A 26,844-nucleotide genomic window follows, 5' to 3' on the forward strand; every position below is an offset into this window, starting at 1 on the left:
GGCGCTGCACTATGTCGGCAAACCGCTCTCCTATCCACGCGCGGCGCTCGCCTCCTTCACCAGTCTCGCCATCGGCCACAATGTCGGCGTCGCCGCGCTTTCCAGCGGCGCCGTGCGCTACCGCTTCTATTCCCGCTGGGGCCTCGACGGCGAGGAGATCGCCAAGCTGATCGTCTTCTGCGGCGTGACGGTCGGCCTCGGGCTCATCACCCTGGCCGGGCTTTGCCTCATCCTGCTTCCCGGCACCGCCGGCAGGATCGCGGGGCTGGGAACGGCGGCATCCCTTGCCCTCGGCCTTGCCTGCCTTGCGCTTGGCGCAACCTATCTCGCGCTTGCCGCCTTCGTGCGCGGCGAACTGAAGGTGAAGAGCTGGCGCTTCGCCCTGCCGACGGTGCACCTTGCCGGCATGCAGATCGTGATCGGGACCTTGAACTTCGCCTGCGTCGGCGCCTGCCTGCATCAACTGCTCGGCGGCAAGACCGGCTATATGGAAACGACGGCGGCCTATGTGGTCGGCAACCTGACGGCGCTCGTCAGTCATGTACCGGGCGGGCTCGGCGTGCTGGAGGCGACGATCGCCTTTCTTCTGGGAGGCGCGGCCCCGATCGGCGCGCTGATCGCCTTTCGCGCCGTCTATTTCTTCATCCCGCTGCCGCTGGGACTGGTGTCGCTGCTCGCCAGCGAGGCCTTGCTGGGATCGAACGGCGATGCCGGGCTGCGCGACAGCCCGAACTGACGGCGAAAAAACGCCCGGGCCGCATCCCGCCAGGCCGGAAGCGGCCACCACGGCGCGACCGGATCGACAAGCCCGGTGCCGGCAACCGGCTCGATGGAGCCCCTGCCTCGGGCATCCGGGAACGGCCGCAGCCCGCGCGCACGCGTATTGAAGGCGTCGATGGTCCTGCCCAGCAATCCCTCTGCGCCCACCGCGGCCCCGAACAGCACCGGATCGGCGTCGAGATGTTCCGCCAGCAGCCGGTCGCGCAGGCCGACGATGGCCTTGCGCTCCTCCTGCCTGTGCGCCTCGATTGCGATATCGAGTTCCGTATCCAGCCCTTCGCTGCGCTGGTTGAGGTTCGAGGAGCCGATGCGCAGAAAGACGTCGTCCACGATGACGAGCTTGGAATGGATGACGATCTCCTGTTCCGTACCGTCAGGCCTCGGCACGACAGGATAGAAGGCACGCATGCGGCCATATCTGTCGCACCGGCCGAGGCGGCGGATCAGCCGGTCGCGATTGGCGCCGAGCACGAGACGCTCGATGATGCCGTGCGAGCTCAGCGTCGAGACCACGACCACCTCCGGCCCATCCGGCTGTGCGAGCTTTTCGCACAGCACGTCGCAGACCCTCTTCGAGGCGAAATACTGGCTTTCGATATAGATGTGCCGCCGCGCAGCCTTGAGGGCCGCCACCGTCAGGTCCATCGCCTCGGTGCAGGCCTCCCGCCCGCGGATCGCCGGCTCCGTGCGGGTGAAGGCGACATCCACCCCGGCCATGTCAGGCGCGAGCCCGTCGAGGGAAACTTCAGCCGCGGCCTCGGTGAGCGGCACCGCCTCGTCGGTGGCGAACAGCCAGCGCCGGCGCGCGATATCGCCGGCGAGACGGGCCGCCTCGCCCTCCAGCGCCACCTGCATGTCATGCACCGGCTCGTAGGGCTCGCCCGACGGCATGACCCGGCGGGGATCGTCGATGCGGTGCTCGCTCGTATCCCAGCGCTTGGCGGTAAGGTCGATGCCGCCGATGAAGGCGACACGGTCGTCCACCACCACGAATTTCTGATGATGGGAGCCACGGATCGGATGGCGGTTATCGAAGGCGAGCTGGATGCGTGGATGGGAGGACCAGCGCCGCTTGCGGAACATTTTCAGCGATTTTCCGGAATAGATCGGCCCCATGCCCCAGATCAGCACGCGGATGGTGAGGTCCGGGCGCGCCGCGACAAGGTCGAGCAGGAAGGTGCCGAGGCTCGGCGAATGCGGCCTGTCGGGCCGGATCGGGATATCCGGATTGAAGTCCCAGCCGACGATCCAGATCTCCTTGCGCGCCTGCAGCAGCACGCTCTCCAGCCGCCGGAAATAGGCCTCGCCATCGACGAGGACCTTCAACCGGTCGGCCCTCGCCACCCGCCAGGCATTCACGCCGGGCCGGATGATGGGGGCCGGCGCGCTGGTGTGTGCAACATGCACCGGGAAACCGTCGTTTCGCACTCTCTGCCGCCTCGTCTGGTGGTATCACGCATCCTGCGCGGAAATTCGCGGGAACGGTTTTGGTTCCCTTCCATGCAGCGCACGAGCCGATTCCAATCTCAAGGCCTGTTCCCTGCGTTTGGATTCGCCTCCCACAAGACACCAGAACCTCGGTCTTCGCGCTCGCGCGCCTACCCGCCTGCCGCAACCTGCCGCACGCGGGCCGCCGCCTGCGCCAGGCGATCCGGCGCGAGGCGTCCGGAGCGGGCAGCGTCGGCAATGCCGTCGCACAGCGCATCGAGGTGCGGCCCGCCGCCCACGAGCAGCAAATCCGCCCCCGCGCCGAGGGAAGCGATCGCGGTTTCGAGCAGGGAACGACCGCGCATCGTGGCGGGGGCATCGAGATCGTCGCTGACGATCAGGCCCTTGAAGCCGAAGTCGTTTCGCAGCATCGCCATGACCGCCGGCGAGGTGCTCGCGGCATTCTGCCCGTCGAGCGCGGCGACGGGCGCCGGCCCCGTCATGATCGCCCGTGTCCCGGCTTCGATGGCGGCGGTGAACGGCAGGACGTTGTGAAGAAGGCGATCGCGCGATGTGCGCAGGGAAACGTCGACGAGAGCCGGATCGCCCTCCAGGTCGTTGAAGCCGGGGAAATGTTTCGTCACCGCAGTGATGCCGGCGCTCTGGACGCCTTTCACGAAGGCCGCCGCCACCCGGGCAACGGCCTGCGGATAGCTGCCCATCGTGCGGCCGTGCAGCCAGGCGTTCTGCCCGTCTATGACATCGGCGATGGGCGCCAGGAACATCGAAACCCCAAGCGCGCGGGCGGCGGCGGCCGTCGCCCTGCACCGTTCGGCGAGCGCCGCGTCGTCAAGCGCATGCGCCTCGTCAAGCGAGGGAAGCGGGGGAACCAGCCCCTGCAGCCGCTGGATGCCGCCCAGTTCCTGGTCCACGGCGACGATCAAGCCGGGAGTTACGGCCTTCAGCCGCGCGACGGCGGCTTGAAAGCTATCCGGCGTCTCGCTCGCCAACCGTTCGGCCGACATGCGCCGTGCGACATATTCCGCCCGCGTCTCGCCGATCAGGACGGAACAGCCGCCCTTTTTCAGGAAGGGCACCATGACATCGATGATGTCGAGCGTATCGAAGGCGGGCAGGAGGATCGCCCGGGCGTCCTCATCCGGTGAAAAGCACATCGTCATCTCCGTGGTCCGTCAGACTGTCTCGACATCGACGCCGGCCTCGCGGATGGCCTTGAGGATGGCGGTATCCCGGCTGCTGGTGAAAAGCGCCGATACGGCGGCAATCGGCGCCACTTCATAAGTTGCCGCCTGGCCGAGCTTGTCCGCCGTCGCCAGGAGCAGGGTCTTGTTCGCGGCCCGGATCATCGCCGATTTCAGATGGGCATCCTCGAAATCGTCGGCGCGGAGCGTGAGGCCGTGATCAACGCCGCAGGTGCCGAGAACACAATAGTCGACCCGCAGCGCCCGGATCGCGTCGATCGCGCCGGCGCCGGTCGCGCTGCGCGTCAGCCGGCCCAGGCGGCCGCCGAGCATGACCACCTCGGCGAGCGGATGATCGAGCGCGGCGGCGGCGACGTCGACCGCGGTCGTGATGATGCGCAGGGACAGCGCCGGCGAGAGCGAGCGCACGAAACGGACGACCGTCGTGCTCGAATCCACCAGCAGCGTCGCCCCGTCGGGGATCGTCGCGGCCGCGGCGCGGCCGATCGACTGCTTTTCCTCCGCATGCAGCGCCTCGCGCCGGTGGAAATCGAGCGCCGGCGTGACGAGCCGCGCCGCGCCGCCGTGAAAGCGCTGCACGAGCCCCGCATCCGAAAGGTCGCGCAGGTCGCGGCGGATCGAATCCTCCGACACGCCGAACTCCTGCGCCAGCCCGGCCGCAATGACCCGGCCGGCCGCATTGACCTTTTCGAGAATGACGGCCTGCCGCTCCTCCGGAGAAAGCGCCGCCAGTTCCTTCCTGTCCGCGGTCATCCCGCCGTCTCCACTTCGGGCACGAGCAGGCCGAGGGCCGTGAGGCGGGTCTCCAGCGCTTCGGCCGTGCTGAAGTGCTCGGTGTGGAAGCCGAGTGCCGCTGCCGCGGCGATGTTCGCCGGATTGTCGTCGATGAAGATGCATTGCTCGGCGCGCACGCACGCCCGCTCCAGATAGCGCTCGAAGATGGGCGCATGCGGCTTTATGAGCTTCTCCCGTCCGGAGACGACGAGGACATCGAACGCATCGAGGAAGGGAAAGATCGCCTGCGCCCGCGGGAAGGTCTCCGCCGACCAGTTCGAGATCGCGTGCACGGGAACGCCGTCCGCCTTCAGCCGTCCCAGAATGCCGGCGGTCCCCGGCACCTCGCCGCCCAGCATCTCGTGCCAGCGCAGCCAGTAGGCCTCAATCAGATCGGACCGCTCGGGATGGCGCCGCACGAGTTCGGCTATGCCCTCGGCAAACGGCCGCCCGGCATCGAACGCCTCGTTCCATGCCGGGGTGCAGACCTCCGCCAGGAAGGCCGAAACCGCCGCCTCGTCCGGCAGGAGCCGGCGATAGAGATAGGCTGGATTCCAGTCGATCAGCACGCCGCCGATATCGAAGACCACAATGCTTGGATTCATTTCGCTTGCCTCTTTGTGCATGTATTGATTCTAATCATGCACAAACACGCAAATATATGCAATAAAAAGCAGCGCCTATTGACGCAGAAAATCAGCAGCGCGTTCGCCGATCATGATGCAGACAGAATTCGGATTGCCGGAGATCAGCGTCGGCATAACCGAGGCATCGGCAACACGAAGCCGCTCGATGCCGTGCACGCGCAGCTTCGGATCGACCACGGCCCGGTCGTCCTCGCCCATCCGGCAGGTCCCGGCGGGGTGCAGGGCCGCATGGGCGTCCTTGACGCAGAAGGCACGGATCTCCTCGCGGGTCCTGAGGGACGGCACCGGCGTATGCCGCGCCGTCACGAATTTCGAGATGGCCGGCTGCGCCATGATGTCGAGGGCCGCCATCGTGCCGTCGGTGATGGCCTCGAGATCGTAGGGATCGGAGAAATAGCGCGGCGCCACGCGCGGATTTGCCGCCGGATCGGCACTCTGAAGCGTGACCTCCCCTCGCGAGCGCGGCCGGATCTGCCCCAGATTGACCGTGCAGCCATTGCCGCCCGGCACGGCATCGACGCCCTCCTCGATGCCGGCGCCGACCACCATGAAATACTGGATGTCGGGCGTCGCCTCGCTCCTGTTGCCCCACCAGAACGCACCGCCCTCGATGAGGTTGGACGAAGCGGGACCGTTGCGGAAGAGTGCATAATTCAGTCCGGCAAGGGCCTTCCAGTGCAGCTTCTTGTACTTGTCGTAGCTGTGCGGGCCATTGAGCTGGTAGACCAGCGAGATCTCGATATGGTCCTGGAGATTCTGGCCGACGCCCGGCAGGTCGGCATGGACCGCAATGCCGTGCCGCCCGATCTCATCTGCCGGGCCGATGCCCGACAGCATCAGCAGCTTCGGCGTCGCGATCGCCCCGGTGGAGACGACCACTTCCTGATCGGCGCGGTAGACGACCTTGCGCTTGCCCCTGGCGCATTCGACACCGACCGCCCTGCCCTTCTCGATGAGGATGCGGGTGACCGTCGTTCCCGTCTCGATGCGCAGGTTGCCGCGCTTGCGGGCCGGGTTGAGATAGGCGACGGCGGCCGAGCTGCGGCGGCCATTGCGCGCCGTGATCTGGTAGAGCCCGCAGCCCGCCGGATCGCCGGAATTGAAGTCCGGATTATAGGGCAGCCCCGCCTGCTGGCAGGCCTGCAGCCAGGCGCGGGTCAGCGGATGGATGTAATCTATATCGGAGACGCCGAGCGGCCCGCCGACGCCATGGGCCTCGTTGCAGAAGCGGTTGTTGTCCTCGGCGCGCTTGAAATACGGCAGGACATCGGCATAGCCCCAGCCCTCCGCGCCGAGGCGCGCCCATTGCTCGTAGTCGTCGGGCACGCCGCGGATATAGATCATCGCATTGACCGAGCTGCCGCCGCCCAGCACCCGGGCCTGCACCATGGTCGGCGTTTCCGTCCGCTCCTGCTCGGCCATCGGCTCCCAGGGAATGCGCTTCAGGAGATCGCCCTGCGCGGTCTTGTAGTAGGCACCGGGAATATGGATGTAGGGGCTAAGGTCGCGCGGCCCCTCCTCGATGAGGAGAACGCGCACGGCGGGATCCTCCGAGAGGCGCGCGGCCACGACGCAGCCCGTCGAGCCGCCGCCGATCACGATATAGTCGAACGTATCGACCTCGTCCGGATGCCGGGGAGAAATCCCGAAGCGGGCCGATCCCATGTCGCGAAGTGCCATCACTTTCCCCCTGCAATGGCGCTGCCGGCCTTGATGGCGAGGGCAGCGATGGTGAGTGCCGGATTGACGGCGGCCGAGGTCGGCAACACGGAGGCATCCGTGATGTAGAGGTTCTCGACATCGTGGCTGCGGCAATCGAGATCGACGACCGAACTTTGCGGATCATGGCCCATGCGCGCCGTGCCGCATTGATGCGATGTCGTCTTGCGGCCGAAGGTGTGCGTCAGCACGATCGGAAACCCCGCCTTGCGCATGACGGCGCGGGTTTTCGCGATCAGCGCCTCATGCGCCCGCATATTGGAGCGGATCCAGTGCATGACGATGCGATCATCCCGCACCATGACCCGGCTTTCCGGATTGGGCAGGTCCTCGCTCGTCAGGAACCAGCCATAGGCATAGCGCGCCACCAGCCGTGCAAACCAGGCCGGCGCCGGCATCGGCAGGTTGGCCTTGAGGATGTTGCCGGTGATATGGCCGAGGAGCTGGACGTTGCCGAGCGGGAAGCCATAATCGTTGTCCTCGTTGTAGAAATCGTTGAAGGCGATGGTCTTCTGGTAGACACAACTGTTGGCGGCGAAAGGACGGATCGTCAGCATCGCCGTCGTGTTGTGGTTCATGAAATTGCGCCCGAGCTGGTCCGAACTGTTGCCGAGACCGGCCGGATGCGCCCCATTGGCCGAGCGCAGGAGAAGCGCCGCGGACTGGACCGCGCCGGCGGCAACGGCAAAACGGCCGGCGGAAATGCGATGCTCCACGCCGTCCTTCCTGTAGACGGCCGCGGTGACGCGGCGCCCGGTCCCGTCCGTTTCGAGGCGCATGACGCTGGCACCGGTCACGAGGCTGACATTGGGATGGGCAAGCGCGCTGGCCAGCGGCCCCACCTCCGCATCGATCTTGCCCGTCCCGGTGTTGGGGAACGCATCCCACCCCGTCGGCGCCCGTTTCAGCCAGGCGTCGAGATCGATCGACAGCGGAAGGGAGGCCGGATGGATGCCCGCCTTCTCCAGCCGGCGGCGGACGGCGGCGATCGCCGGCTCGTCGGGAACCGGCGGGTAGGAATAGGGTCTTTCATGCCACGGCTCCGTCGGGTCGTCCGTGGTCGAGCCGCGTACCCTGAAAACGTGCTCGGCCGCGTCATACCAGGGCGACAGGTCCTCGTAGGACATCGGCCAGCCGGGAGACGCGCCGTCCATATGCGGCCGCGGTGCAAAATCCTCGCGGCGGTACCGGTACATGACCGCGCCGAAGAACTTCGAATTGCCGCCGACATAATAGTAGTTGCCCGGCAGGAAACTCTCGCCATCCGTGCCCAGCCATTCCTCCGAGGACCGGTAGAAGCCCTTCTGGAAGATGGCGACATCGTCACGCGCCTCTGGGCTGTCCGTCAGACGCACGCCCCGTTCGAGAATGACGATCTTGAGGCCCGAAGGCGCAAGGCTGTGCGCCAGGGACGCTCCGCCGATGCCGGAGCCGATGATGACGATGTCTGTCGTCTCGGTCATAAAAAATCTTTCAGTCGATGCGCGTTTCGGTTTCGCTGTCGAAGAGCACGATCTTGGACGTATCGACCGCCAGTGCGGCCTCGCGGCCCGCATGGGCCTGGCGTGGCGGAAGGCGGGCGGTCACCTCCACGCCGCCGAGCTGGAAGACGGCGAGCGTATCCGGCCCCGTCGGCTCGACGACGTCGAAATCGACGGTCAGCGCGGGTGCGGCACTGCCCGCGGCGATCGAGAAGTTCTCCGGGCGGATGCCGACCAGTACCTTTCGGCCCGCATAGCGGCGAAGCGCCTCCGCGGAGAGGGAAATGCCCCCGATGCGCGCCGCCGGCCGCCGGGCGATATCGATGACGGCTATCGCCGTGGCCCCCTCGGCCTCCAGCACCGCCGGCACGATGTTCATGGCCGGCGAGCCGACGAAGCGGGCAACATAGACATTGGCCGGCCGGTCGTAGACGGCCTGCGGCTCGTCGAGCTGCTGCACCACGCCGTCCTTCATCACGGCAACGCGCGTGGCGAGCGTCATCGCCTCGATCTGGTCATGCGTGACATAGACGATAGTCGTGCCGAGGCGGGCATGCAGGCGCTTGATCTCGGTGCGCATGTCGACACGCAGCTTGGCGTCGAGGTTCGACAGCGGCTCGTCGAACAGGAAGAGTTTCGGCTCGCGCACGATGGCCCGCCCCATGGCGACGCGCTGGCGCTGGCCGCCGGAAAGCTGCGAGGGCTTGCGGTCGAGAAGATGGGTGATCTGCAGGAGATCCGACGCGGTCTTCACGGCCCTGTCGCGGTCGGCCTGGGCGATCCGGCGGATCTTCATGCCGAACTCGATGTTCTGCCGCACCGTCATCGTCGGATAGAGCGCATAGGACTGGAACACCATGGCGATGTCCCGGTCCTTCGGCGAGAGGTCGTTGACGGTCTTCCCGGCGATGCGGATCTGACCACCGGTGATGGTCTCCAGCCCGGCGATCATGTTGAGCAGCGTGGACTTGCCGCAGCCGGAGGGGCCGAGCAGCACGAGGAAGTCGCCGGTTCCGATGGAGATCGACACCTCCTTCAGGACTTCGAGATGGCCATAGGCCTTGCGGACGCGATCGATTTCGAGAGTGGACATGGCTTCAGCCTTTCACGGCGCCGGCCGTCAGCCCGCGGACGAAGTAGCGGCCCGCGACGATGTAGACGACCAGGGTTGGGATGGCGGCGATCATGGCGGCGGCCATGTCGACATTGTACTGCTTGCGGCCGGTGGTCACGTTGACGATGTTGTTGAGCGCCACCGTGATGGGACTGCTGGAGCCTGATGTGAACGAAACGCCGAACAGGAAGTCGTTCCAGATCTGCGTGAACTGCCAGATGCAGGAGACAACGATGATCGGGATCGAGGTCGGCAGGATGACGCTCCAGAAGATGCGGAAGAAGCCCGCCCCGTCGACCATCGCCGCCTTGGTCAGTTCATCCGGCAGCGACACGAAGTAATTGCGGAAGAACAGCGTCGTGAAGCAGATGCCATAGGAGGCATGCACGGCGACGAGGCCGGGAATGGAACCGGCAAGGCCCAGAAGGCCGAGCGTGCGGGCCATGGGGATGAGGATCGCCTGGTAGGGCAGGAAGCAGCCGAACAGCAGGAGGCCGAAGACGAAATTCGCGCCGGGAAACCTCCATTTCGTGAGGATGTAGCCATTGATCGCGCCGATGCCGGTCGAGAGCGCCACCGCCGGGATCACCATCAGCAGCGAGTTGACGAAATAGGGTTTCAGGCCGGTGCAATCCGTGCCGATGCAGGCCTCAGACCACGCCGCGCGCCAGGCATCGAGCGTCACCACCTTGGGCACGCCGATGAACGAGCCGCCATAGATCTCGTCGAGGGGTTTCAGGGACGTCACGACCATGACCCAGAGGGGCATGAGGTAGAGGAGCGCGACGACGACGAGGCAGCCGTAGACGAAGAGGCGGCCGAGCCGCGCCTTGCCGGGTCGGGAAAGGGCTTCAGCCATTGTTCTCACTCCGGAGTTCGGAATAGAGGTAGGGGACGATGATGGCCGCGACGGTCATCAGCATCATCACGGCACTCGCCGCGCCGACGCCCATCTGGTTGCGGCGGAAGGTGGCGGAGAACATGAAGGTCGACGGCAGCTCGGTCGCCGTGCCGGGGCCGCCATTCGTCAGCGCCAGAACCAGATCGAAGCTCTTGATGGCGATGTAGCTCAAGAGGACGATGACGCTCAGCATGGCGGGGCGCAGCATCGGGATGATGATCTGCCGGTAGATCAGCGGCAGCGAGGCCCCTTCGATCTGCGCGGCCTTGATGACGGAGTTGTCGATGCCGCGCAGGCCTGCGAGGAAGATCGCCATGGCGAAGCCCGAGGACTGCCAGACGCCGGCGACGACGACGGTGTAGATCGCCATGTCGGGGTTGGTGATCCAGTCGAAGCGGAAGTCGGTCCAGCCGAGATCGTTGACGACCTTCTGCACCCCGAGGCCGGGATTCATGATCCACTTCCAGGCCGTCCCCGTCACGATGAAGGAGAGCGCCATCGGGTAGAGGTAGATCGCACGGAGCGCGCCTTCCGCCCGGATGTTCTGGTCGAGCAGGATGGCCATGAGCAGCCCGAGCCCCGTGGAGAGCGCGAGGAACAACGCGGAGAAGATGAAGAGGTTCGCGACGGCGGTGTGCCAGCGGGGCGTCGCCCACAGGCGGACATATTGCTCGAGGCCGACGAAATCGTAGGTCGGCACGAATTTCGACGAGGTGACGGAAATCACGCCTGTCCAGAGAATGAACAGGTAGACCGTGACGATGACGACGAGCAGGCTGGGAGCGACGACGATGCGCGGCAGCCAGCCTGCCAATCGCGATGACATGCGCGTAGAGGCGCTCATGGGTCAGCTCCGATGGCAAGGACTGTGGGAGGAGCCGGCACGCCGGCTCCTCCGATGGGGATGCGGGTTACCGGGCGTTGTCGATACCGGAGACCAGCATCTTGACGGCGTCTTCGGAGCTCATCTTGCCGACGAAGAACTGCGCGGCCACATCGCTGAAGACGGAGGCGAATTCCGGCTTTGCGGCAAAGCCATGGGTGATGGCGCCCTGCATGCTGCCCTTCTCGATCGCCGCCGCGCGCTCCTGGTAGCCGAGCTTGGCGCAATCGTCGAAATCGTCGACCGACACGTCGTTGCGCGCCGGGATCGAGCCCTTGATGAGGTTGAAGCCCTTCTGGACCTTCGGGTCCATGATGGTCTCGGCCAATGCGACCTGGGCCTTCTGCACGGTCTCGTCGCTGACGGTGAACATGCCGAAGCTGTCGATGAGATACTGGAAGGAGGTGACCGCACCCGGCGTCGCGAAGCAGTAGAAGTCCTGGTTGGGCTTCAGGCCCTTGGCGAGGAATTCGCCCTTCGCCCAGTCGCCCATGAACTGCATGGCCGCCTCGCCATTGATGACCATGCCGGTGGCGACAGCCCAGTCGCGGCCGACGAAATTGTCGTCGACGAGGCCGCGGACCTCGCGCAGCATATCGAACACCTTCACCATTTCAGGGCTGCCGAGCACCTCGGGGTCGAGATCGATCGCCGTCTTCTGGTAGAATTCCGGGCCGTTGATATCGGAGAGCAGCGCATCGAAGATGATGCCGATCTGCCAGGGCTCGTCGCCCATCGCGACCGGGACGATACCCTTCTCCTTGAGCGTCTTGCCGGTCTCGATCAGTTCCGCCCAGGTCTTGGGAACGGCAACGCCGGCGTCGTCGAAGAGCTTCCTGTTGGCCCAGACCCAGTTCTGGCGGTGCATGTTGATCGGCGCGGCGATGAAGGCCTCGCCCGAGGTCACGAAGGGCAGAAGCTGCGGGGCCAGCGCCTCGCGCCAGCCACCGGCGGTGGCAAGGTCGTTCAGGTCGCGCACGACGCCCTGTTCCGCCCATTGCACGCCTTCCCAGCCGAGGAACTGCATGGCGCCGGGCGGGTTGCCCGCCGTCAGGCGCGAGCGCAGCGCCTGCTGGGCATTGGCGCCGCTCATGCCGCCGACCGCCGAATCCTTCCACTCGAAGCCCTTGGCCTCGAGTTCCTTGCGGATGACGTTGAGCGCGTCGACCTCGCTCTGCGAGACCCAGTGGTGCAGGACTTCGATCTGGCCTTCCGCATGGGCTGCAACGGGCACGAGCATGGTCGCCGCAAGCGCTGTGGCGATAAATCTGGACATGGTTTCATCCTCTCTGGTTGAGTTTTGGTCGCGGCCCTTGGCAGGCTCTGTGCGTGGTTGTTAAACGGGGTCTGCGGGCATCGCGTAGCCGACGTTCCGGCCGCCGTAGCGGCGGACGCGGATGTTGGCCTGCTCGGCATGGCCGGAAAAACCTTCCATCAGGCAGAGTCGCGAGCTGTAGGAACCGATCAGGGCGGAGGCCTCGTCGGTCAGGACCTTCTGGTAGGTGCAGGTCTTCAGGAACTTCCCGACCCAGAGGCCGCCAGTGTAGCGGGCCGCCTTGTTGGTCGGCAGGGTGTGGTTCGTGCCGATCACCTTGTCACCGAAGGCGACATTGGTGCGGGCGCCGAGGAACAGCGCGCCGTAGTTCTTCATCTTCTGAAGGAAATAGTCCGGGTCGCGGGTCATGACCTGCACATGCTCGGAGGCGACGCGGTCGCCTTCCGCCACCATTTCATCGACGGTGTCACACAGGATGATCTCGCCGAAATCCTCCCAGGCCTTGCCGGCGACGGCCGCCGTCGGCAGGATCTGCAGAAGGCGCTCGATCTCCGCCAGCGTATCGCGCGCCAGCTTCTCCGAATTGGTGATGAGGATCGCGGGCGAGTTCACCCCGTGCTCGGCCTGGCCGAGGAGGTCGGTCGCCACCAGTTCGCCGTCGACGCTGTCATCGGCGATGACAAGCGTTTCCGTCGGGCCGGCGAAAAGGTCGATGCCGACATGGCCGAAGAGCAGGCGCTTGGCTTCCGCCACATAGGCATTGCCGGGGCCGGCGAGCATGTCGACGGGCTCGATCGTCTCGGTGCCATAGGCCATGGCGGCAATGGCCTGCACGCCGCCGAGGCAATAGATTTCGTCCGCGCCGGCAAGCGCCTGTGCCGCCACGATCTTTTCCGCGATCCTGCCCTGGAACGGCGGAGCGCAGGTGATGATGCGCTCGCAGCCGGCGACGCGCGCCGTCAGCACCGTCATGTGGGCGGAGGCGAGCAGCGGATATTTGCCGCCCGGCACGTAACATCCGACATTCTGGATCGGCACGTTCCTGTGGCCAAGCACGACACCCGGCAGCGTCTCGACCTCGATGTCCTTCAATGCCGCCTTCTGCGCTTCGGCGAACCGGCGGATCTGGTCCTGGGCGAAATCCAGGTCTTCCCGTTCCCGCGGCGCAAGCGAATTGATGCAGTGCGCGATCTCTTCCTTCGTCAGGCGGTAGGTTTCCCGGTCGAACCCGTCGAACTGGACCGAGAGCGCGCGAACCGCCTTGTCTCCGCCGTCCCGGACCTTCGCAAGAAGGGCCTCGACCGTCCTGGTGACCGCGCTGTCGGTGCCGCCCTGCTCGATGGAGGCCTTGGCTGTTTTGATGTGGCGTATCATGACAAAGTCTCTTCGTTCACGGCCGCCGTCGGCGCCGCGTTGTCAATCGTCTTGGGAGGGCAAGGGAGGCGGATGCCTCCCCGCCGGGATTTTAGAGATGCTGTTCGAGGGCGCGCATGTCCGCGTAGGCGGCCTGCTCCTTCTCGTAATAGGCCGGCGACGGGAAGTCCCACCAGCCGGTGGCAAACGGGCCGGCGGCATCCCGCGAGACGATGACTTCGACGAGGGCCGGGCCGCCGCAGTCGAGCGCCGCCTTCAGGCTGCTTTCAAGGTCCTCATCCTTCTCGACCTTCCAGGCCTGGAGGCCGAAGGCCCTGGCGGAGGCGGCGATATCGGCCGAATAGGGCGCGCCGTTGCCGGCATGGTGGTTGAACTCGGAGGCGATGTGGCGGCCCATGAACTTGCGCTGTCCGCCGCGGATCGACATGTAGCCCTGGTTGTTCAGAACGAGGAACACGACGTTGATGCCGTTCATGACCGCCGTGCCCATTTCCGGCAGCGACATCATGAAGTCGCCGTCGCCGACGATGGCGACGACCTGCCGGTCCGGGCAGGCGAGCTTGGCGCCCATCGCCGCCGGCACCGCCCAGCCCATCGGCGAATAGGAACCGGAGGTGAGGTGCGTGCGCGGCTCGTAGACCGGGAAACTCTGCTTGACCGAGCCCTGCGTATTGCCCGAGCCGACGACGACGATGCCGTCGCGGTCGAGGACCTTGCGCAGCGCCATCAGCGGGCGCTGCGAGGTAAAGGGCGTCTCGCGGCTGTTCTCGCGCGGCTCGACCTGGGCGCGCCAGTCGGCCTTGGCCTTCTGCACGTCGGCGAGGAAATTTTCGCGGCGCGCCAGCATCTTCTGCGAGTCCGCATCGGAGATGAGCGACAGGATCGCCTCCAGCGTCACCTTGGCGTCGGCGACGATGCCGACCTCGGTCTCGTAATTCTTGCCGATCTCGCGCGGGTCGAGGTCGATATGGATCAGCTTGGCCGAGGGGATCGAGAAGGAGACGCCCTTGGCGTAGGAGGAGGCCGACCAGTCCGTGAAGCGGCAGCCGACCGAGACGACGACGTCGGCCGAGGCGGTGATCTTGTTGCCGCAGGTCGTGCCCGTCTGGCCGACCGCGCCGATGAACAGCGCGTGATCTTCCGAAATCGCACCCTTGCCGTTCCAGGTGATGGAGACGGCAGCGCCGAGCTTTTCGGCAAGGCGCGTCAGTTCGGCTGAGGCGTTCGCCGTGATCGCGCCGCCGCCGGCGACGATGACCGGGCGTTCGGCGGCAAGGAGCACCTTCAGCGCCGCCTCGACGGCCTTCGGATCCGGATAGGCCACACCGACCGGCAGGCGCTTGCCGAGCGGATGGATGGTGACATCCGCCGCCTCGACCTGAACGTCCATCGGCACTTCGACGTGAACCGGACCCGGGCGGCCGGTCAGCAACTCGCTGAAGGCGCGGTGCATGATGCTTGGGAGGACCTGCACCGAATTGGCCTGCCAGGCGCGCTTGGTCACCTGCTCGGTGATGCGCGGGAAGGCGTTGTCCTGCTGGCGCTCCAGCTCCTGCATGGTGCCGTGGCCGTGCATGTAGGTCTGGGGCGAACCGGAGACGTAGAAGAGCGAGGTGGAATCGCAATAGGCGGTCGCAAGGCCGATGATGGTGTTGGCCGCGCCCGGGCCGACCGAGGTGGAGCAGGCCATCGGCTTGCCGGAGGCGCGATAATAGCCGTCCGCCATGTGAACCGCGCTCTGCTCGTGCATCACCTGGATGAAGGGGATCTCCGAGCCTTCCTGCAGGAAGGCGTCGAACAGCGACCAGATGCCATGGCCCGGCACGCCCGCCACATATTCGACGCCGTATTCCTTCAACGCTTTCGCGACGACTTGGCCACCTGTCAGTTTCATGTGATCGACCCTCTGAAATATCGTTGTCTCGTGAGCAGGAAGGGAGCCTTCCGGCGATGGGCTTATTCTTCGGCCGAGCGGAGCGCCGCCGCAAGTTCGCAGCCATCGAAACACTGACGCGAGATGACGCACTCCAAAAGCAGTTCTGCGTCATAGTTTCCGCTCGCTCCGAACGCGCCGCCGCCGGTCCGGCCATTTCGTGACGGTCCGCACGCGCCCTGGCTGAGAAGAGCGGAAGCCCCCGGAGAAAGCCATCCTGCGCAAAGTGAAGCTGACACCGCGTCGTCATGCGAACAAATTAATTCCGGCGCGCACTTTTTTCGCGGCGCGCGCTATGGCTTTCTCAGGATACGGACAGATAAAAGAGGCACCGCCGTGCAGAACCTGAGCAGAGACCTGGCTTTCGCAGACGACTTCATTTCGGCAAAACTGGTTGAGAACGTGGTCGACTACGATGTGGCGGACGCCGTCGTGGTCAATATCAGCCCCACCCCTATGGTGACGGGCGACGAGCACCCCGCCATCGTGCCGGCATGGAAGTCGACCTGGCTGAAGGGTGGCCGCATCCGCTCGGCGGAGCGGGCGGCGATCATCAAGGTCGTCAACCCGACCAATCTCGGCGGCTGCATGTTCCGCGGCTGGGACTGGCTGGGCAACCGCATCCGCAGCTTCCCGCGCGACACGCCGCTCTACATCTCGGCGCAGGACGAGATCGGCACCGTCACGCTCGACCCGCGCGTCTTCACCAATGAGCGCGCGGCGGCCGAGGCGCCGCAGGTCTTCACGCTGAAGCTCAATCTCTGGTGGTCGCCGGGCGACACGGATTGCTTCATCCACAACGAGCACCCGTTCCTGGAAACGCACACGCAGATCCACGGGCTGGGCCGCATGCAGAAATTCAAGGCCCGCGACGCGGCAACGCTCTACGAGGACGTGGTGATGCCGATCGGCTATTCGCACGATCCCTTCTGCCGGGTGACGGGCGAGAACCAGTGGACCTATCCCTGGCACCGCTACTATGCGGACAGCGACAGCGTCTGGCTCGCCGTCGAACTGCACCCCTGACGGGGCCGCCTCAGCTCATCTGGATCATGTCGGAGCCGTCGCCGAGATACTGCAAGGCCTCGCGCGGAATGCTGGGGTCGTTGCGGTCCATCACCGTCAGTTCCTTGAGATGCGCGCGGCGCAACAGGCCGGGCCCCCGATAGTGCAGCGCGACCTTCGTGGAATAGGGCTGGCGGAAGACGGTCGCGGCAATGCCGCTCGAAATGCCGAACATGAAGCGCTTGGCGTTGCGCTTGACCTGCGCATAGACGCCGAAGGTCATCTCGTTCGACTGGATGCCCTCGAAATCCGCCGTGAAGAGGCGGTCGGCGACGGGGAAGCAGAAGCCGTAATATTTGAAGACATATTCCGTCTTCTTCGGATCGTCGAAACTCGGGAAGCGCTCGACATAATAGTGCTGGAGGAATTCCCTGTTGCGGTAGATGCAGAAGGCCGACCGCAGCACGAAACCCTTGTAGATCGAGGAGAACTGGTAGCGATCGTAGACCCCGACGATGTCGTTGTGATCGGCATTGTTCTCGACGATCATGTCCGAGACGAAGCGCGAGAATTCCGGTAGCTGCCGGGCGGTCGCCATCGCGTGGAAGAAGTTGCCCTCCACCAGCGTGCGGAACTCCTCCGGGTCGGCAAAGAGCATGGGGACGCTGAGGCCGAAATAGTTCGCGATGATCCTGAGATTGGCGGGCGACGGCACATGGGCGCCCGACAGGTACTTGTTGAACTGCTGCCGGTTGACGTTGATCTTGCGGCAGACGGCCGCGACCGAACCGTGCTGCTCGCAGAGCGTCCTGAGGTTCGCCGCCAAGGCGGCCCCGTCTCGTCCCAGCTGATCCATTCCCGTCCCCACCAGCGCCTTATATGACGCATTGTGACGCTAATTCTACTTCATATCGCTAAAGACATCAACTGCCTGCGAAGTTGTGGCGCGCGGGCCGACCGTTCAATCTCCGGAGGATGAAAGGGAGGACCCGTGGTGCAGTCCAGCGAAGCGGTCGGATGGTCCGTCATGGGGACCGGAACCATAACAACGGAGCACATGGTTGCGGCGATCCGGTCGGCCGGACAGGAACCCCTGTGGGTCGTCAGCCGCAACCGGCAATATGCAGCGCATTTCTCGCAGGACATGCAGATCCCCGGCGTCGCCCTCGATGCCCGTCGGGCGCTGGAGGATCCGCGCGTCGGCTTCGCCTATGTCAGCGCCGTCCGCGACCGGCGCAGGCACTACATCCTGGCAGCGGCGGCGCAGCGCAAACACGTCCTGTGCGACGGCCCGATCGCCGGCAGCAGCCGTCTGGCGGCAAGCCTCGTCGAGACATGCCGGACGGCGGGCATCACCCTGGCGCTCCACCAGCCCTTCCGCACCCTTTCGCCCCATCAGACCATGCGCCGGCTGCTGCTGGAAGGGGAAATCGGCACGCTGCAATCCCTCCTCATCGCGCGCGGCGCCCCCTTTCACCCGCCGCCCAACCGCCATGCCGACGAGGCGGTGGACCGTGGCGATGCGCTTTTCGAAGCCTCCATCGACAGCATCGACCTTGCCCGCTTCCTCACAGGCCAGGAGCCGGTCGCCGTCTCCGCCCTTTCGGCCTCGCCGGCGCAGGGCGAAACCGACCAGCAGTCCTATGCGCTCGGCCTGTCCGGCGGTGCCGTCCTTCAATCCTACGAGAGTTTCACGACCGCGGAGTTCGAAAGCATCGTCATGCTCGCCGGCGACCGCGGCACGCTGATCGCCCATGGAACGCTGAGCGGAAAGGGCGCCGGCACGCTGGTCCGGCGGCTGAACGGGCGGAACGAGCTCATCCCGGTGCGCGAGCGCGACCCGCATGTCACGACGATCGAAGCCTTCCTGGCTTTGCCGCGAAAGCCGGCGACCTGGATGTCGCTCGGCGAAGACAACGTCATCGCGCTGCGCGCCGCGGAAGCCATCCGCGCGGCCCGGAACAAACGGCCGGTTTCCATCGGGACCGTTGACGCAAAGACGAGCGCAGGAGGCTCGCATCCATGACCCGGACAGAAAACCAGCTCATCTACCATTCCATGGCATCCCGGCCGAACACGCTGGCGATCGACATCGCGATCGCGCGCAGCCTCGGCTTCGACGGCCTCGAAACCTCCGGCCCGAAGATCGCCGCCTTCCTCGAAGCCGGCTTCTCCACATCCGAGCTGAAGGCACGGCTCGACGGCCTCGTCCTGCCCGGCATCGGCTTCCTGATCGACCTCGAGCGGCAGGGCGACGGCCGCCGGCAGATGCTGCGGGAGGCCGAGGAGCTCTGTGCGCTGGCCTCGGCGGCCGGGGCGAAAGGCATCGAGGCCATCACCGGCCCGCTGGATATCCGGGTCTTCGAGGCAGGCGCCGCAGAACGGTATCCCGACCTCTACCGCGGCCTCGTCGATCTGCCGACGGACGCCCAGCTTGATCTCACCGCCGTCAATCTCCAGGCCGTCGCGGACATCGCCGCATCGCATGGCCTGCTCGTCTATCTCGAAGCGCTGTCCTGGACGCCGCTCAACACGATGGATGCCCAGTTGCAGGTGATCGACCGCTGCAAGCGGGACAATGTGCGCATCGTCATCGACTTCTGGCACTCCTATACCAGCGGCGACACGCCGGAACGGATCGCCCGGCTCGACAAGGAGCTGATCTACGGCGTGCATCTTTGCGATTCCCTGCCCTATGCCGGCGGTATACCGAACGAACCCGTCCTCCGGGACGTGCCGACCGGCCAGGGCGTGCTCGACCTCCAAAGCTGGGTCGATGCCGTCAAATCGACCGGCTATACCGGCTGGTGGAGCTGCGAGCTCTTCTGCAGGCGCCAGCACCAGGACGACAGCTTTGCCGTGGCGAGGGACCTGAAGGCCCTCATGGAGCGCCTGATCCTGTCGTGACGCCCGTTCGGCGGGACAACATGCACATTGGGAGGGACGAAGCAGGTTGCAAAGCGGAGTCGCGTAGAGCTATACAATTTTGTTCAAACGGGACAACAATGTATATGCGCAGGCGCCGATGAACACTCTTTCCCAAGCCGACATCAACACGCTGATTTCCTACCGCCACGCCCTGCATGCCCACCCGGAGCTTTCCCTCGAGGAGGTCTGGACGGCCGGGTTCATCCGGGACCGGCTGGAAGCCCTCGGCATCCCGGTTCACGAGAAGATCGGCGGCAACGGGCTCGTCGGCGTCATCGAAGGGTCTGCGCCCGGCCCGGCGGTGGCGCTGCGCGCGGACATGGACGCCCTTGCGATCAGCGAGACGACGGGCCTTTCCTACGCCTCGAAGAACCCCGGCAAGATGCATGCCTGCGGCCATGACGGACATGTCGCCATCCTGATCGGCGCGGCGACCCTGCTTGCCCGGACGCGAAACTTCGCCGGCACCGTCCATCTCGTCTTCCAGCCGGCGGAGGAGCGCTTCGGCGGCGCCCGGCTGATGATCGAGGACGGCTTGCTCGAGCGCTTCCCCTTCGAGCGGATTTTCGGCCTGCACAACTGGCCCGACATGCCGGCCGGCGAAGTCCTGCTGCACGAGGGCCCGGTCATGGCCGGCACGTCGGAATTCGACATCACCTTCCGCGCCGACGGCGCGCATGCCGCGATGCCTCATCTTTCCGGCGATCCGCTGCTCGCCGGCGGGCATTTCCTCACCGGCCTCCAGCAGGCCGTCGCACGGGCGGTCGACCCCTATGAGGCGGCGGTCGCGACCGTCGGCTCGTTCCACGGCGGCCATGCCCAGAACATCATCCCCCAGTCCGCTGACCTGAAGGGCACGCTGCGGGCCTTCCGCATGGAGACCCTCACCCTGCTCCGGGAGCGCACGCGCGCCGTCGCCGCGGCCGCCGCGTCCATCGCATCCTGCACCGTCGATCTTGCCTTCGACGATCCCATATGCCCGCCGGTGGCAAACACGCCGGCGGAACGCGACCTCATGCGCGCGGCCGTGCGACAGGCGGGCCTTGCAGCCTATCGGGGCGATCCGCGCCCCACGATGGCCGGCGACGATTTCGGCTTCTTCCTGCTTCACCGCCCCGGCGCCTATGCCTGGATCGGCAACGGCCCGGCAGTATTGGACGGCCGGCTGCACCAGCCGGCCTACGATTTCAACGATGCGATCATCGCCCCGGGGGCGACGCTCCTTGCAAGCACGGCGCTCGGCGCGCTTGCCGGACGAACATAAAATTAGACAGTAAAATCCATACTGGACAATTTAGTTTTATCTCCTATAGTGCCCGCCAGGAACGACGGCCAGCAGCCCGAAAGGCTGCAGCCGGCGTTCCCGGCAACCCCGGCCAAGCCTTTCCGGTTGCCCGCAAACCAATCCACGCCGCCTGCGGCCAGCCGGGTCTCCACCGGGTGCGGCTGCGATGCGGCCCGCAAACCCTGATTGCCTGAAAAGGCGGGAAGCCCATGATCCAGCTCTCACGTTCCGACATCCAGAACCTCGTCAGCATCGATCCCGGGACGATCGCGGCGATACGGGACGCCTACATCGCGATATCGGATGGGCGTGCGAACGTGCCGCCCGTCGGCTATCTCGGCTTTCCCGACAGAAACGGGGATTGCCACATCAAGTACGGCTACATCGCCGGCGACCCGGTCTTCGTCGTGAAGATCGCCGCCGGCTTCTACGACAACCCGTCCAAGGGACTGCCGTCGAGCAACGGCATCATCGTCGCCGTCTCGGCCGAGACCGGCCAGGTGATCGCCACGCTGAACGACGAGGGCTGGCTGACGGACCTGAGAACCGGCATCGGCGGCGCGGTCGCCACCTTCGCCCTCTGCCGCGACGACGCCGAGACCTTCTCCATCGTCGGCACGGGCACGCAGGCCCGTTTCCAGGCAAGGGCCATGGCCGCCCTCGCCGGCCGGCCGATCACGATCAACGTCTGGGGTCGCGCGCGCGCCAAAGCCGCGGCGTTTCAGGCCGACCTCGCGGCCATCGGGCTCGCGGTCCATGTGGCGGACGATCTCGAAGCCATGTGCCGCACCTCCGACGTCATCGTCACCACGACGCCCTCGGCCCATCCGCTCATCAAGGCCGACTGGATCCGGGAAGGCACGCATATCACCGCCATGGGCGCCGATGCGCCGGGCAAGCGGGAGCTGGCCGTCGATCTCGTCGCCCGCGCCAATGTTCTGGCCGTCGATCTTGCGCGCCAATGCCTGGAGCACGGCGAATTCGCCGGCGCCTTCGCCGCGGGTCTGATCAGGGCCGAAGACTGCATCGAGCTCGGCCTCATCCTTTCCGGGCGGGCGCGCGGGCGCAAGGCCGCCTCGCAGATCACGATCGCCGATCTCACCGGCGTCGCCACCCAGGACATCGCCATGGCCAGAACCGTGCTCGAACGGGTCGCCGGGCTGGACATCCGGACCTGACCCGCGGCCGGACCGGCCGCGACAAAACCATCACTGAAAAGGGGAATGACATGAAAATCCTAGCAATCGCATCCGTTCTTGCCGCCATCACTGCCGGGAGCGCCGGCGCCGAACCGCTGCGCATCGGCACCAGCGCCGATTTCCCGCCATGGGGCTATACGGACACGGCGGGCGACATCGTCGGCTTCGACCGCGAGGTCGGCGACGAGATCTGCAAGCGCATCGGCGCGGACTGCGCCTGGACCAACCAGTCCTTCGACGGCCTTTTGGCAAGCCTCCAGGTCGGCAAGTTCGACCTCGTGATCTCCGGCCTCTCGATCACCGCCGAACGCGCGAAGCAGGTGGATTTCTCCAAGGCCTATGCCGACGCGCCCTATCACATCGCGACCATCAAGGGCGGCGCGCTTGCCACCACCAAGACGAGGGCGGAGCTTGAGGCAGCGCTGGAAGGCAAGGCGATCGGCGTGCAGACCGGCTCGACCCATGAGGCCGTGGCCAACACGTACTTCAAGAATGCCGATGTCCGTCTCTACGAGCGCAACGAGCAGATCGCCGACGATCTGGCCGCCGGCCGCATCGATGCCGGCCTGCTGGAGCAATCGGTGTGGGAGGAACTGATGAAGGCCCGCGAAGGCAAGCTCGAGCTTGCCGGCCCCATGCTGACCAGCGCCGACTATGCCGAATTCGGCAACGGACAGGGCATCGCCCTGAAACAGGGCCGGGAAGACCTGAAGGCGCGGGTGGACAAGGCCATCGTCGACATGATCTCCGACGGGACGATCGGGAAGATCTCGACGAAGTTCTTCGGCTACGATCTCTCCTACAAGGGCTAACAACGGGCAGGGTCATGCCTCGCGCCCGGCGCGGCGCGGCGCATGACCCGCAAGGGCCGACCCATGTCACTCATCCTCGCCTATCTTCCGCATCTGCTGGAAGGACTGCTCGTCACGCTCGAAGTGGCCCTCGGAAGCTTCGCCATCGGCCTCGTGATTGCCATCGCGGCGGTGTTCGGCGCCGAGTTCGGCAATGCGCCGGTGCGCTGGTGCGTCTCCACCTATGTCACGGTCATCCGCGGTCTTCCGGAACTGCTCGTCATCTTCCTCGTCTTCTATGGCGGCACGGTTCTGCTCAGCAGGATGTTCGGCGCCTATGTCGAGGTGGACGCGCTGACGGCCGGCATCTGCGCGCTTTCCTTCGTCTCCGGCGCCTACCTCACCGAGATTCTGCGCGGCGCCCTCCACACGATCCCGCCCGGCCAGGCGGAGGCGGCCAAGAGCCTCGGCCTCGGCACCGGGGCGACCTTCCGGCATGTCATCCTGCCCCAGATGTTCTCCTATGCCCTGCCCGGGCTCGGCAACCAGTGGCTCATCATCCTCAAGGAGAGCGCGCTGGTCTCGATCGTCGGGCTGGAGGAGCTGATGCGCAAGGGCGTGGTGGCGGCGGGCGCGACGCAGTCGCCCATGACCTTCTACCTCATCGTCGCGGGTCTCTATGTGGCCATCACCAGCGTCTCCATGGCGATCTTCGCCTATGGCAACCGGCGCCTGACCTTCGGACGGTGAGCGCGATGTCCTACGAGATCCTCCTGCAATCCATTCCCATCGTCTATGCGGGCCTGAAGCTGACCCTGATCGTCACCCTGGCGGGTTTCGTGCTCGGCCAGGTCCTCGCCTTGCCGCTCGGGCTGGCGCTGACGGCAAGGTCCCCGCTGCTGCGCTGGCCGGTGGCGACGCTTACGTTCCTCCTGCGCGGCAGCCCGCTCCTCGTCCAGCTCTTCATTCTCTATTACGGCCTCGCCCAGTTCGATGCGGTGCGCGCCAGCGTGATCTGGCCGATCATCCGCGAGCCGGTGAACTGCGCCATCATCGCCATCGGGCTCAATTCCGCCGCCTATGTCGCCGTCATCATCGCCGGCGGCCTGAAGCGGCTTCCGCCCGGCCAGGCGGAGGCCTGCATCTCGCTCGGCCTTTCGAGGTTCAGCCGGATGCGGGACGTCCTCCTGCCGCAGGTCTATAGGGCGATCCTGCCCTCGATCGGCAATGAACTGATCCTCGTGCTGAAAGCGAGTTCGCTCGCGAGCGCCGTCACGGTCATGGAAATGTCGGGAGCGGCGCGCGCCTTCACGGCAAAAACCTATGCGCCCTTCGAGGTCTTCATCGTCGCCGGCCTTCTCTACCTTGCGATCGGCTTCCTCTTCGGCATCGCCTTCCGCTTCGTCGAGCGGCGCATTCCGGGGGTCGCCGCGATCGGCAAAAGCGGCCGCGCGGCGCAGCCGCGGCCACAAGCCCTGGGAGCGTCGTCATGATCGTCGCGCAGAACCTGATCAAATCCTATGGCGCCGCAAAAGTCCTGCACGGGGTCAGCCTCACGGTCGCGGCCGGCGAGCGCATCGTCCTGTGCGGGCCGTCCGGCTCGGGCAAATCGACCTTCGTGCGCTGCCTGAACGGACTGGAGGAGCGGCAGGGCGGCACCGTGGAGATCGCCGGCCACTGCCTTTCGGCCGACTGCGCCAACGTGCTGGCGCTTGCCGGCGACGTCGGCATGGTCTTCCAGCAGTTCAACCTCTTTCCGCACCTGACGGTCCTGGACAACCTGACGCTCGCCATGCGGCGGGTACGCCGGACGCCGCGCCGGGCGGCGGAGGAAGAGGCGATGGCCATGCTGGCGCGCATGCAACTGACGGAGAAGGCGGCGAGCTATCCGCGCCAGCTCAGCGGCGGACAGCAGCAGCGCGTGGCGATCGCGCGTGCCCTGTGCATGAAGCCGAAGGTCATGCTGTTCGACGAGCCCACCTCCGCCCTCGATCCGGAAATGGTCAAGGAGGTGCTCGACGTCATGACGGACCTTTCCCGCCAGGGCCTCACGATGATCGTCGTCACCCACGAGATGGGCTTCGCACGAAGCGTCGCGGACCGCATCATCTTCATGGACCGCGGAACGATCCTCGAAGAGGCCGACCCCGAAACGTTCTTCCGTCATCCATCCCATGCCCGTACGAAGGAATTCCTTCGGCAAATCGGGCCGCAATATTGACCAGCGAGGAAACCATGCAGACCATCGTCTTCGAAACCGCGGCCGCCGCCGTCCGGGCAAGGGCCCGCATCCGCGACCATATCTACCAGACGCCCCTCCTGCCCGCCCGCAAGGCCGGAAAAGCCGAGGGCGCGACGGTGCTCTTCAAGGCGGAGAACTTCCAGCTCACCGGATCCTTCAAGATCAGGGGCGCGATGGCGAAGATGTCCGCCCAGCCGGCAGGCGGGCGGCTGATCACCGCCTCCTCCGGCAATCACGGCATCGGCGCTGCGCATGCGTCCCACGCCCTGTCCCGCAACCTCACCGTCGTGCTGCCGCAAACCGTCGTGCCCGCCAAGCTGGAGAAGATCCGCTCCTACGGCGTCGAGGTCATCCTGCATGGCGAGGAGACCGGCCTTGCCGAACAGCACGCCCAGGAACGCGCCGCCTCCGAGGGCCATGCCTATATCTCGCCGTACAATGATCCCGACGTCATCGCCGGCCAGGGAACGATCGCCCTCGAAATCCTCGAACAGTGCACCGGCGTCGACAATGTCTTCGTCGCGATGGGCGGCGGCGGCCTGATCAGCGGCATCGGCGCGGTGCTCAAGGCCTTCAGCCCGCGCACGAAGCTCTACGGCGTCGCCGCGAGCCACTCGAAGGCGCTGGCGGAATCGATGGCGGCCGGCCGAGTGGTCGAGACCGAACATCGCGAAACGCTCGCCGATGCCGTTGCCGGCGGCATCGACCTCGACACGATCACGCTTCCCCTGGCGACGGCCACCGTGGACGAGGTCGTCGAATGCGGCGAGGACGACATCCGCGCCGCGCTGAAGACGCTCGCCCTCGAGGAGAACATGATCGTCGAGGGTTCGGCCGCCCTTGCCCTTGCCGGCTTTAACAAGGTCGCCGCCAGCCTTGCCGGCCAGACGAGCGTGATCCTGCTATGCGGCGCGAATTTCGACCGCGATCTCGTCACGCAGGCGATCTACGGCCCCTGACCACACCACCTTCTGCCGCACGACATAGGGGCGCCCATCGGGCGCCCTTTTGCCGTAGAGGCTCAGGCCTTCGTGTCGCGAAGGTAGTTGTAGACCGTCGCCCGGCCCATCTGCAGGATCTTCGAGATATAGGCGGCCGCGTGCTTGCCGCTGAAGGCGCCGTCTTCGGCCAGCTCGCGCACGAGCTGCTGTTTCTGCGCCCGGGTGAGGTCGGCGATCAGGAGGCCCCGCTTCGTCGTCCAGCCGTGCACATATTCGTTCACCCGCTCATGCCAGTCCTCCTTGAAGAGGGCGGCGGGCTTGCCCTGGTCGATCGAGACCGTGGACATGGCGCTGAGCACCTGGATCGCGGACTGGATGTGCGAAACATCGATATTGATGCACAGGATGGCGATCGCCCGGTCATCGGGCGCGCGCAGCACCGCGCTCACCGATTTCAGCCGCCTTCCGTCGAAATTCACCTTCTCGTAGGGCCCGATCGTCCGGTCGTTCGGCTTGAAGTCGATTTCGTGCAGCAGCGAGGGCTCGCCGAGATCCCGCTTGGAGAAGTTGTTGGCGATGTAGCTCACGGTCTCGCTGGCAAGATCGTGGAGCACGACCTCGGCATAGGGCTGCAGGATCAGCGCGATGGCATCGCAGACCGGATGATAGGTCCTCAGCGCATCGGAGGGCGTGGTTGCTTCGGCGTCTTTGTCTCGTTTCGGCATTCGAATTCTCGCTTGGCTGGCGACCGGATCGCCCGGACATCCTTGTGCTCACGGACTATCGCATTTCGCAATGCGCACCGCCTCCAAAAACGCCCGGACGGGCGGGCTGGAGCCGTTCTGCGTGCGACAGGCGTGCCCCTTCGCCCAAGGCCCATACATAGATGATTTTCAATGCAGAATCCCAGACAAGTGGAT

At 65.7% G+C, this 26,844-nt stretch carries 25 protein-coding genes; 11 read left to right on the forward strand and 14 right to left on the reverse strand.

The window, feature by feature from the left end; genetic code table 11:
* Nucleotides 1-112: 112 nt before the first annotated feature.
* Nucleotides 113-736, forward strand: coding sequence for a UPF0104 family protein (locus tag shn_RS36615; RefSeq protein WP_064334216.1), 624 nt, complete (start codon nucleotides 113-115; stop codon nucleotides 734-736).
* On the opposite strand, the gene shn_RS29140 is transcribed toward shn_RS36615, so the two are convergent.
* The 12 genes from shn_RS29140 to shn_RS29195 form a co-directional block, all read right to left on the reverse strand.
* Nucleotides 634-2,208: a phospholipase D-like domain-containing protein gene (locus shn_RS29140; protein WP_064334056.1), complete on the reverse strand. Its 1,575-nt coding sequence runs from the start codon at nucleotides 2,206-2,208 to the stop codon at nucleotides 634-636. The two genes, shn_RS36615 and shn_RS29140, sit on opposite strands and share 103 nt — an antisense overlap.
* Nucleotides 2,209-2,378: 170 nt before the next feature.
* Entirely contained in the window at nucleotides 2,379-3,383 is a 1,005-nt protein-coding gene (locus shn_RS29145) for a glycoside hydrolase family 3 N-terminal domain-containing protein (RefSeq protein ID WP_064334057.1), read from the reverse strand.
* 18 nt (nucleotides 3,384-3,401) lie between these two features.
* Nucleotides 3,402-4,184 carry a DeoR/GlpR family DNA-binding transcription regulator gene (locus tag shn_RS29150; protein WP_064334058.1) on the reverse strand — a complete coding sequence of 261 codons (783 nt, stop codon included), beginning with the start codon at nucleotides 4,182-4,184 and terminating at the stop codon, nucleotides 3,402-3,404.
* Nucleotides 4,181-4,810: an HAD family phosphatase gene (locus shn_RS29155; protein ID WP_064334059.1), complete on the reverse strand. Its 630-nt coding sequence runs from the start codon at nucleotides 4,808-4,810 to the stop codon at nucleotides 4,181-4,183. The genes shn_RS29150 and shn_RS29155 overlap by 4 nt, the downstream gene beginning before the upstream one ends.
* Before the next feature lie 75 nt (nucleotides 4,811-4,885).
* Nucleotides 4,886-6,517 carry a GMC family oxidoreductase gene (locus shn_RS29160; protein WP_064334217.1) on the reverse strand — a complete coding sequence of 544 codons (1,632 nt, stop codon included), beginning with the start codon at nucleotides 6,515-6,517 and terminating at the stop codon, nucleotides 4,886-4,888.
* A gap of 14 nt (nucleotides 6,518-6,531) precedes the next feature.
* Nucleotides 6,532-8,034, reverse strand: coding sequence for a GMC oxidoreductase (locus shn_RS29165; protein ID WP_064334060.1), 1,503 nt, complete (start codon nucleotides 8,032-8,034; stop codon nucleotides 6,532-6,534).
* Nucleotides 8,035-8,044: 10 nt separating this feature from the next.
* A complete protein-coding gene (locus shn_RS29170) occupies nucleotides 8,045-9,145 on the reverse strand; it encodes an ABC transporter ATP-binding protein (RefSeq protein WP_064334061.1) in 1,101 nt (366 codons plus the stop codon).
* A 4-nt stretch (nucleotides 9,146-9,149) separates the two neighbouring features.
* Nucleotides 9,150-10,025 carry a carbohydrate ABC transporter permease gene (locus tag shn_RS29175; protein WP_064334062.1) on the reverse strand — a complete coding sequence of 292 codons (876 nt, stop codon included), beginning with the start codon at nucleotides 10,023-10,025 and terminating at the stop codon, nucleotides 9,150-9,152.
* Nucleotides 10,018-10,911: a carbohydrate ABC transporter permease gene (locus shn_RS29180; RefSeq protein ID WP_064334063.1), complete on the reverse strand. Its 894-nt coding sequence runs from the start codon at nucleotides 10,909-10,911 to the stop codon at nucleotides 10,018-10,020. Before shn_RS29180 ends, shn_RS29175 begins: the two co-directional genes overlap by 8 nt.
* 67 nt (nucleotides 10,912-10,978) lie before the next feature.
* Complete coding sequence (locus tag shn_RS29185) at nucleotides 10,979-12,226, reverse strand: ABC transporter substrate-binding protein (RefSeq protein WP_064334064.1); 1,248 nt, start codon at nucleotides 12,224-12,226, stop codon at nucleotides 10,979-10,981.
* Nucleotides 12,227-12,286: 60 nt separating this feature from the next.
* Nucleotides 12,287-13,600 (reverse strand): histidinol dehydrogenase, encoded by a 1,314-nt coding sequence (gene hisD / locus shn_RS29190; protein WP_064334065.1) that lies wholly within the window; start codon nucleotides 13,598-13,600, stop codon nucleotides 12,287-12,289.
* A gap of 91 nt (nucleotides 13,601-13,691) precedes the next feature.
* Nucleotides 13,692-15,494, reverse strand: coding sequence for a thiamine pyrophosphate-binding protein (locus tag shn_RS29195; RefSeq protein WP_064334066.1), 1,803 nt, complete (start codon nucleotides 15,492-15,494; stop codon nucleotides 13,692-13,694).
* A 375-nt stretch (nucleotides 15,495-15,869) separates the two neighbouring features.
* On the opposite strand from shn_RS29195, the gene shn_RS29200 reads away from it, so the two are divergent.
* Nucleotides 15,870-16,559, forward strand: coding sequence for a hypothetical protein (locus shn_RS29200; protein ID WP_064334067.1), 690 nt, complete (start codon nucleotides 15,870-15,872; stop codon nucleotides 16,557-16,559).
* A 10-nt stretch (nucleotides 16,560-16,569) separates the two neighbouring features.
* On the opposite strand, the gene shn_RS29205 is transcribed toward shn_RS29200, so the two are convergent.
* Nucleotides 16,570-17,394, reverse strand: a complete 825-nt coding sequence (locus shn_RS29205; RefSeq protein WP_064334068.1) for a helix-turn-helix domain-containing protein — start codon at nucleotides 17,392-17,394, stop codon at nucleotides 16,570-16,572.
* A 171-nt stretch (nucleotides 17,395-17,565) separates the two neighbouring features.
* On the opposite strand from shn_RS29205, the gene shn_RS29210 reads away from it, so the two are divergent.
* From shn_RS29210 to shn_RS29250, 9 genes are all read left to right on the forward strand, one after another.
* The gene (locus shn_RS29210; RefSeq protein WP_064334218.1) at nucleotides 17,566-18,564 is read left to right on the forward strand and encodes a Gfo/Idh/MocA family protein; all 999 of its coding nucleotides are present in this window, start codon (nucleotides 17,566-17,568) and stop codon (nucleotides 18,562-18,564) included.
* On the forward strand, nucleotides 18,561-19,445 hold the full coding sequence (locus shn_RS29215) for a sugar phosphate isomerase/epimerase (protein WP_064334069.1): 885 nt from the start codon (nucleotides 18,561-18,563) through the stop codon (nucleotides 19,443-19,445). Before shn_RS29210 ends, shn_RS29215 begins: the two co-directional genes overlap by 4 nt.
* A 118-nt stretch (nucleotides 19,446-19,563) precedes the next feature.
* Nucleotides 19,564-20,730, forward strand: a complete 1,167-nt coding sequence (locus tag shn_RS29220; protein WP_064334219.1) for an amidohydrolase — start codon at nucleotides 19,564-19,566, stop codon at nucleotides 20,728-20,730.
* A 230-nt stretch (nucleotides 20,731-20,960) separates the two neighbouring features.
* Entirely contained in the window at nucleotides 20,961-21,929 is a 969-nt protein-coding gene (locus tag shn_RS29225) for an ornithine cyclodeaminase family protein (protein WP_064334070.1), read from the forward strand.
* A 50-nt stretch (nucleotides 21,930-21,979) separates the two neighbouring features.
* Nucleotides 21,980-22,762 carry a transporter substrate-binding domain-containing protein gene (locus shn_RS29230; protein WP_064334071.1) on the forward strand — a complete coding sequence of 261 codons (783 nt, stop codon included), beginning with the start codon at nucleotides 21,980-21,982 and terminating at the stop codon, nucleotides 22,760-22,762.
* A gap of 63 nt (nucleotides 22,763-22,825) precedes the next feature.
* Nucleotides 22,826-23,491 (forward strand): ABC transporter permease, encoded by a 666-nt coding sequence (locus shn_RS29235; RefSeq protein ID WP_064334072.1) that lies wholly within the window; start codon nucleotides 22,826-22,828, stop codon nucleotides 23,489-23,491.
* Nucleotides 23,492-23,496: 5 nt separating this feature from the next.
* Nucleotides 23,497-24,234 (forward strand): ABC transporter permease, encoded by a 738-nt coding sequence (locus tag shn_RS29240; RefSeq protein ID WP_064334073.1) that lies wholly within the window; start codon nucleotides 23,497-23,499, stop codon nucleotides 24,232-24,234.
* Complete coding sequence (locus shn_RS29245) at nucleotides 24,231-24,962, forward strand: amino acid ABC transporter ATP-binding protein (protein ID WP_064334074.1); 732 nt, start codon at nucleotides 24,231-24,233, stop codon at nucleotides 24,960-24,962. The genes shn_RS29240 and shn_RS29245 overlap by 4 nt, the downstream gene beginning before the upstream one ends.
* A 14-nt stretch (nucleotides 24,963-24,976) precedes the next feature.
* Complete coding sequence (locus tag shn_RS29250) at nucleotides 24,977-25,942, forward strand: threonine/serine dehydratase (protein WP_064334220.1); 966 nt, start codon at nucleotides 24,977-24,979, stop codon at nucleotides 25,940-25,942.
* A gap of 62 nt (nucleotides 25,943-26,004) precedes the next feature.
* On the opposite strand, the gene shn_RS29255 is transcribed toward shn_RS29250, so the two are convergent.
* Nucleotides 26,005-26,649, reverse strand: coding sequence for a transcriptional regulator (locus tag shn_RS29255; RefSeq protein WP_064334075.1), 645 nt, complete (start codon nucleotides 26,647-26,649; stop codon nucleotides 26,005-26,007).
* Nucleotides 26,650-26,844 lie beyond the last annotated feature (195 nt).

The organism is Shinella sp. HZN7 (assembly GCF_001652565.1).
Classification (GTDB): Bacteria; Pseudomonadota; Alphaproteobacteria; order Rhizobiales; family Rhizobiaceae; genus Shinella; species Shinella granuli.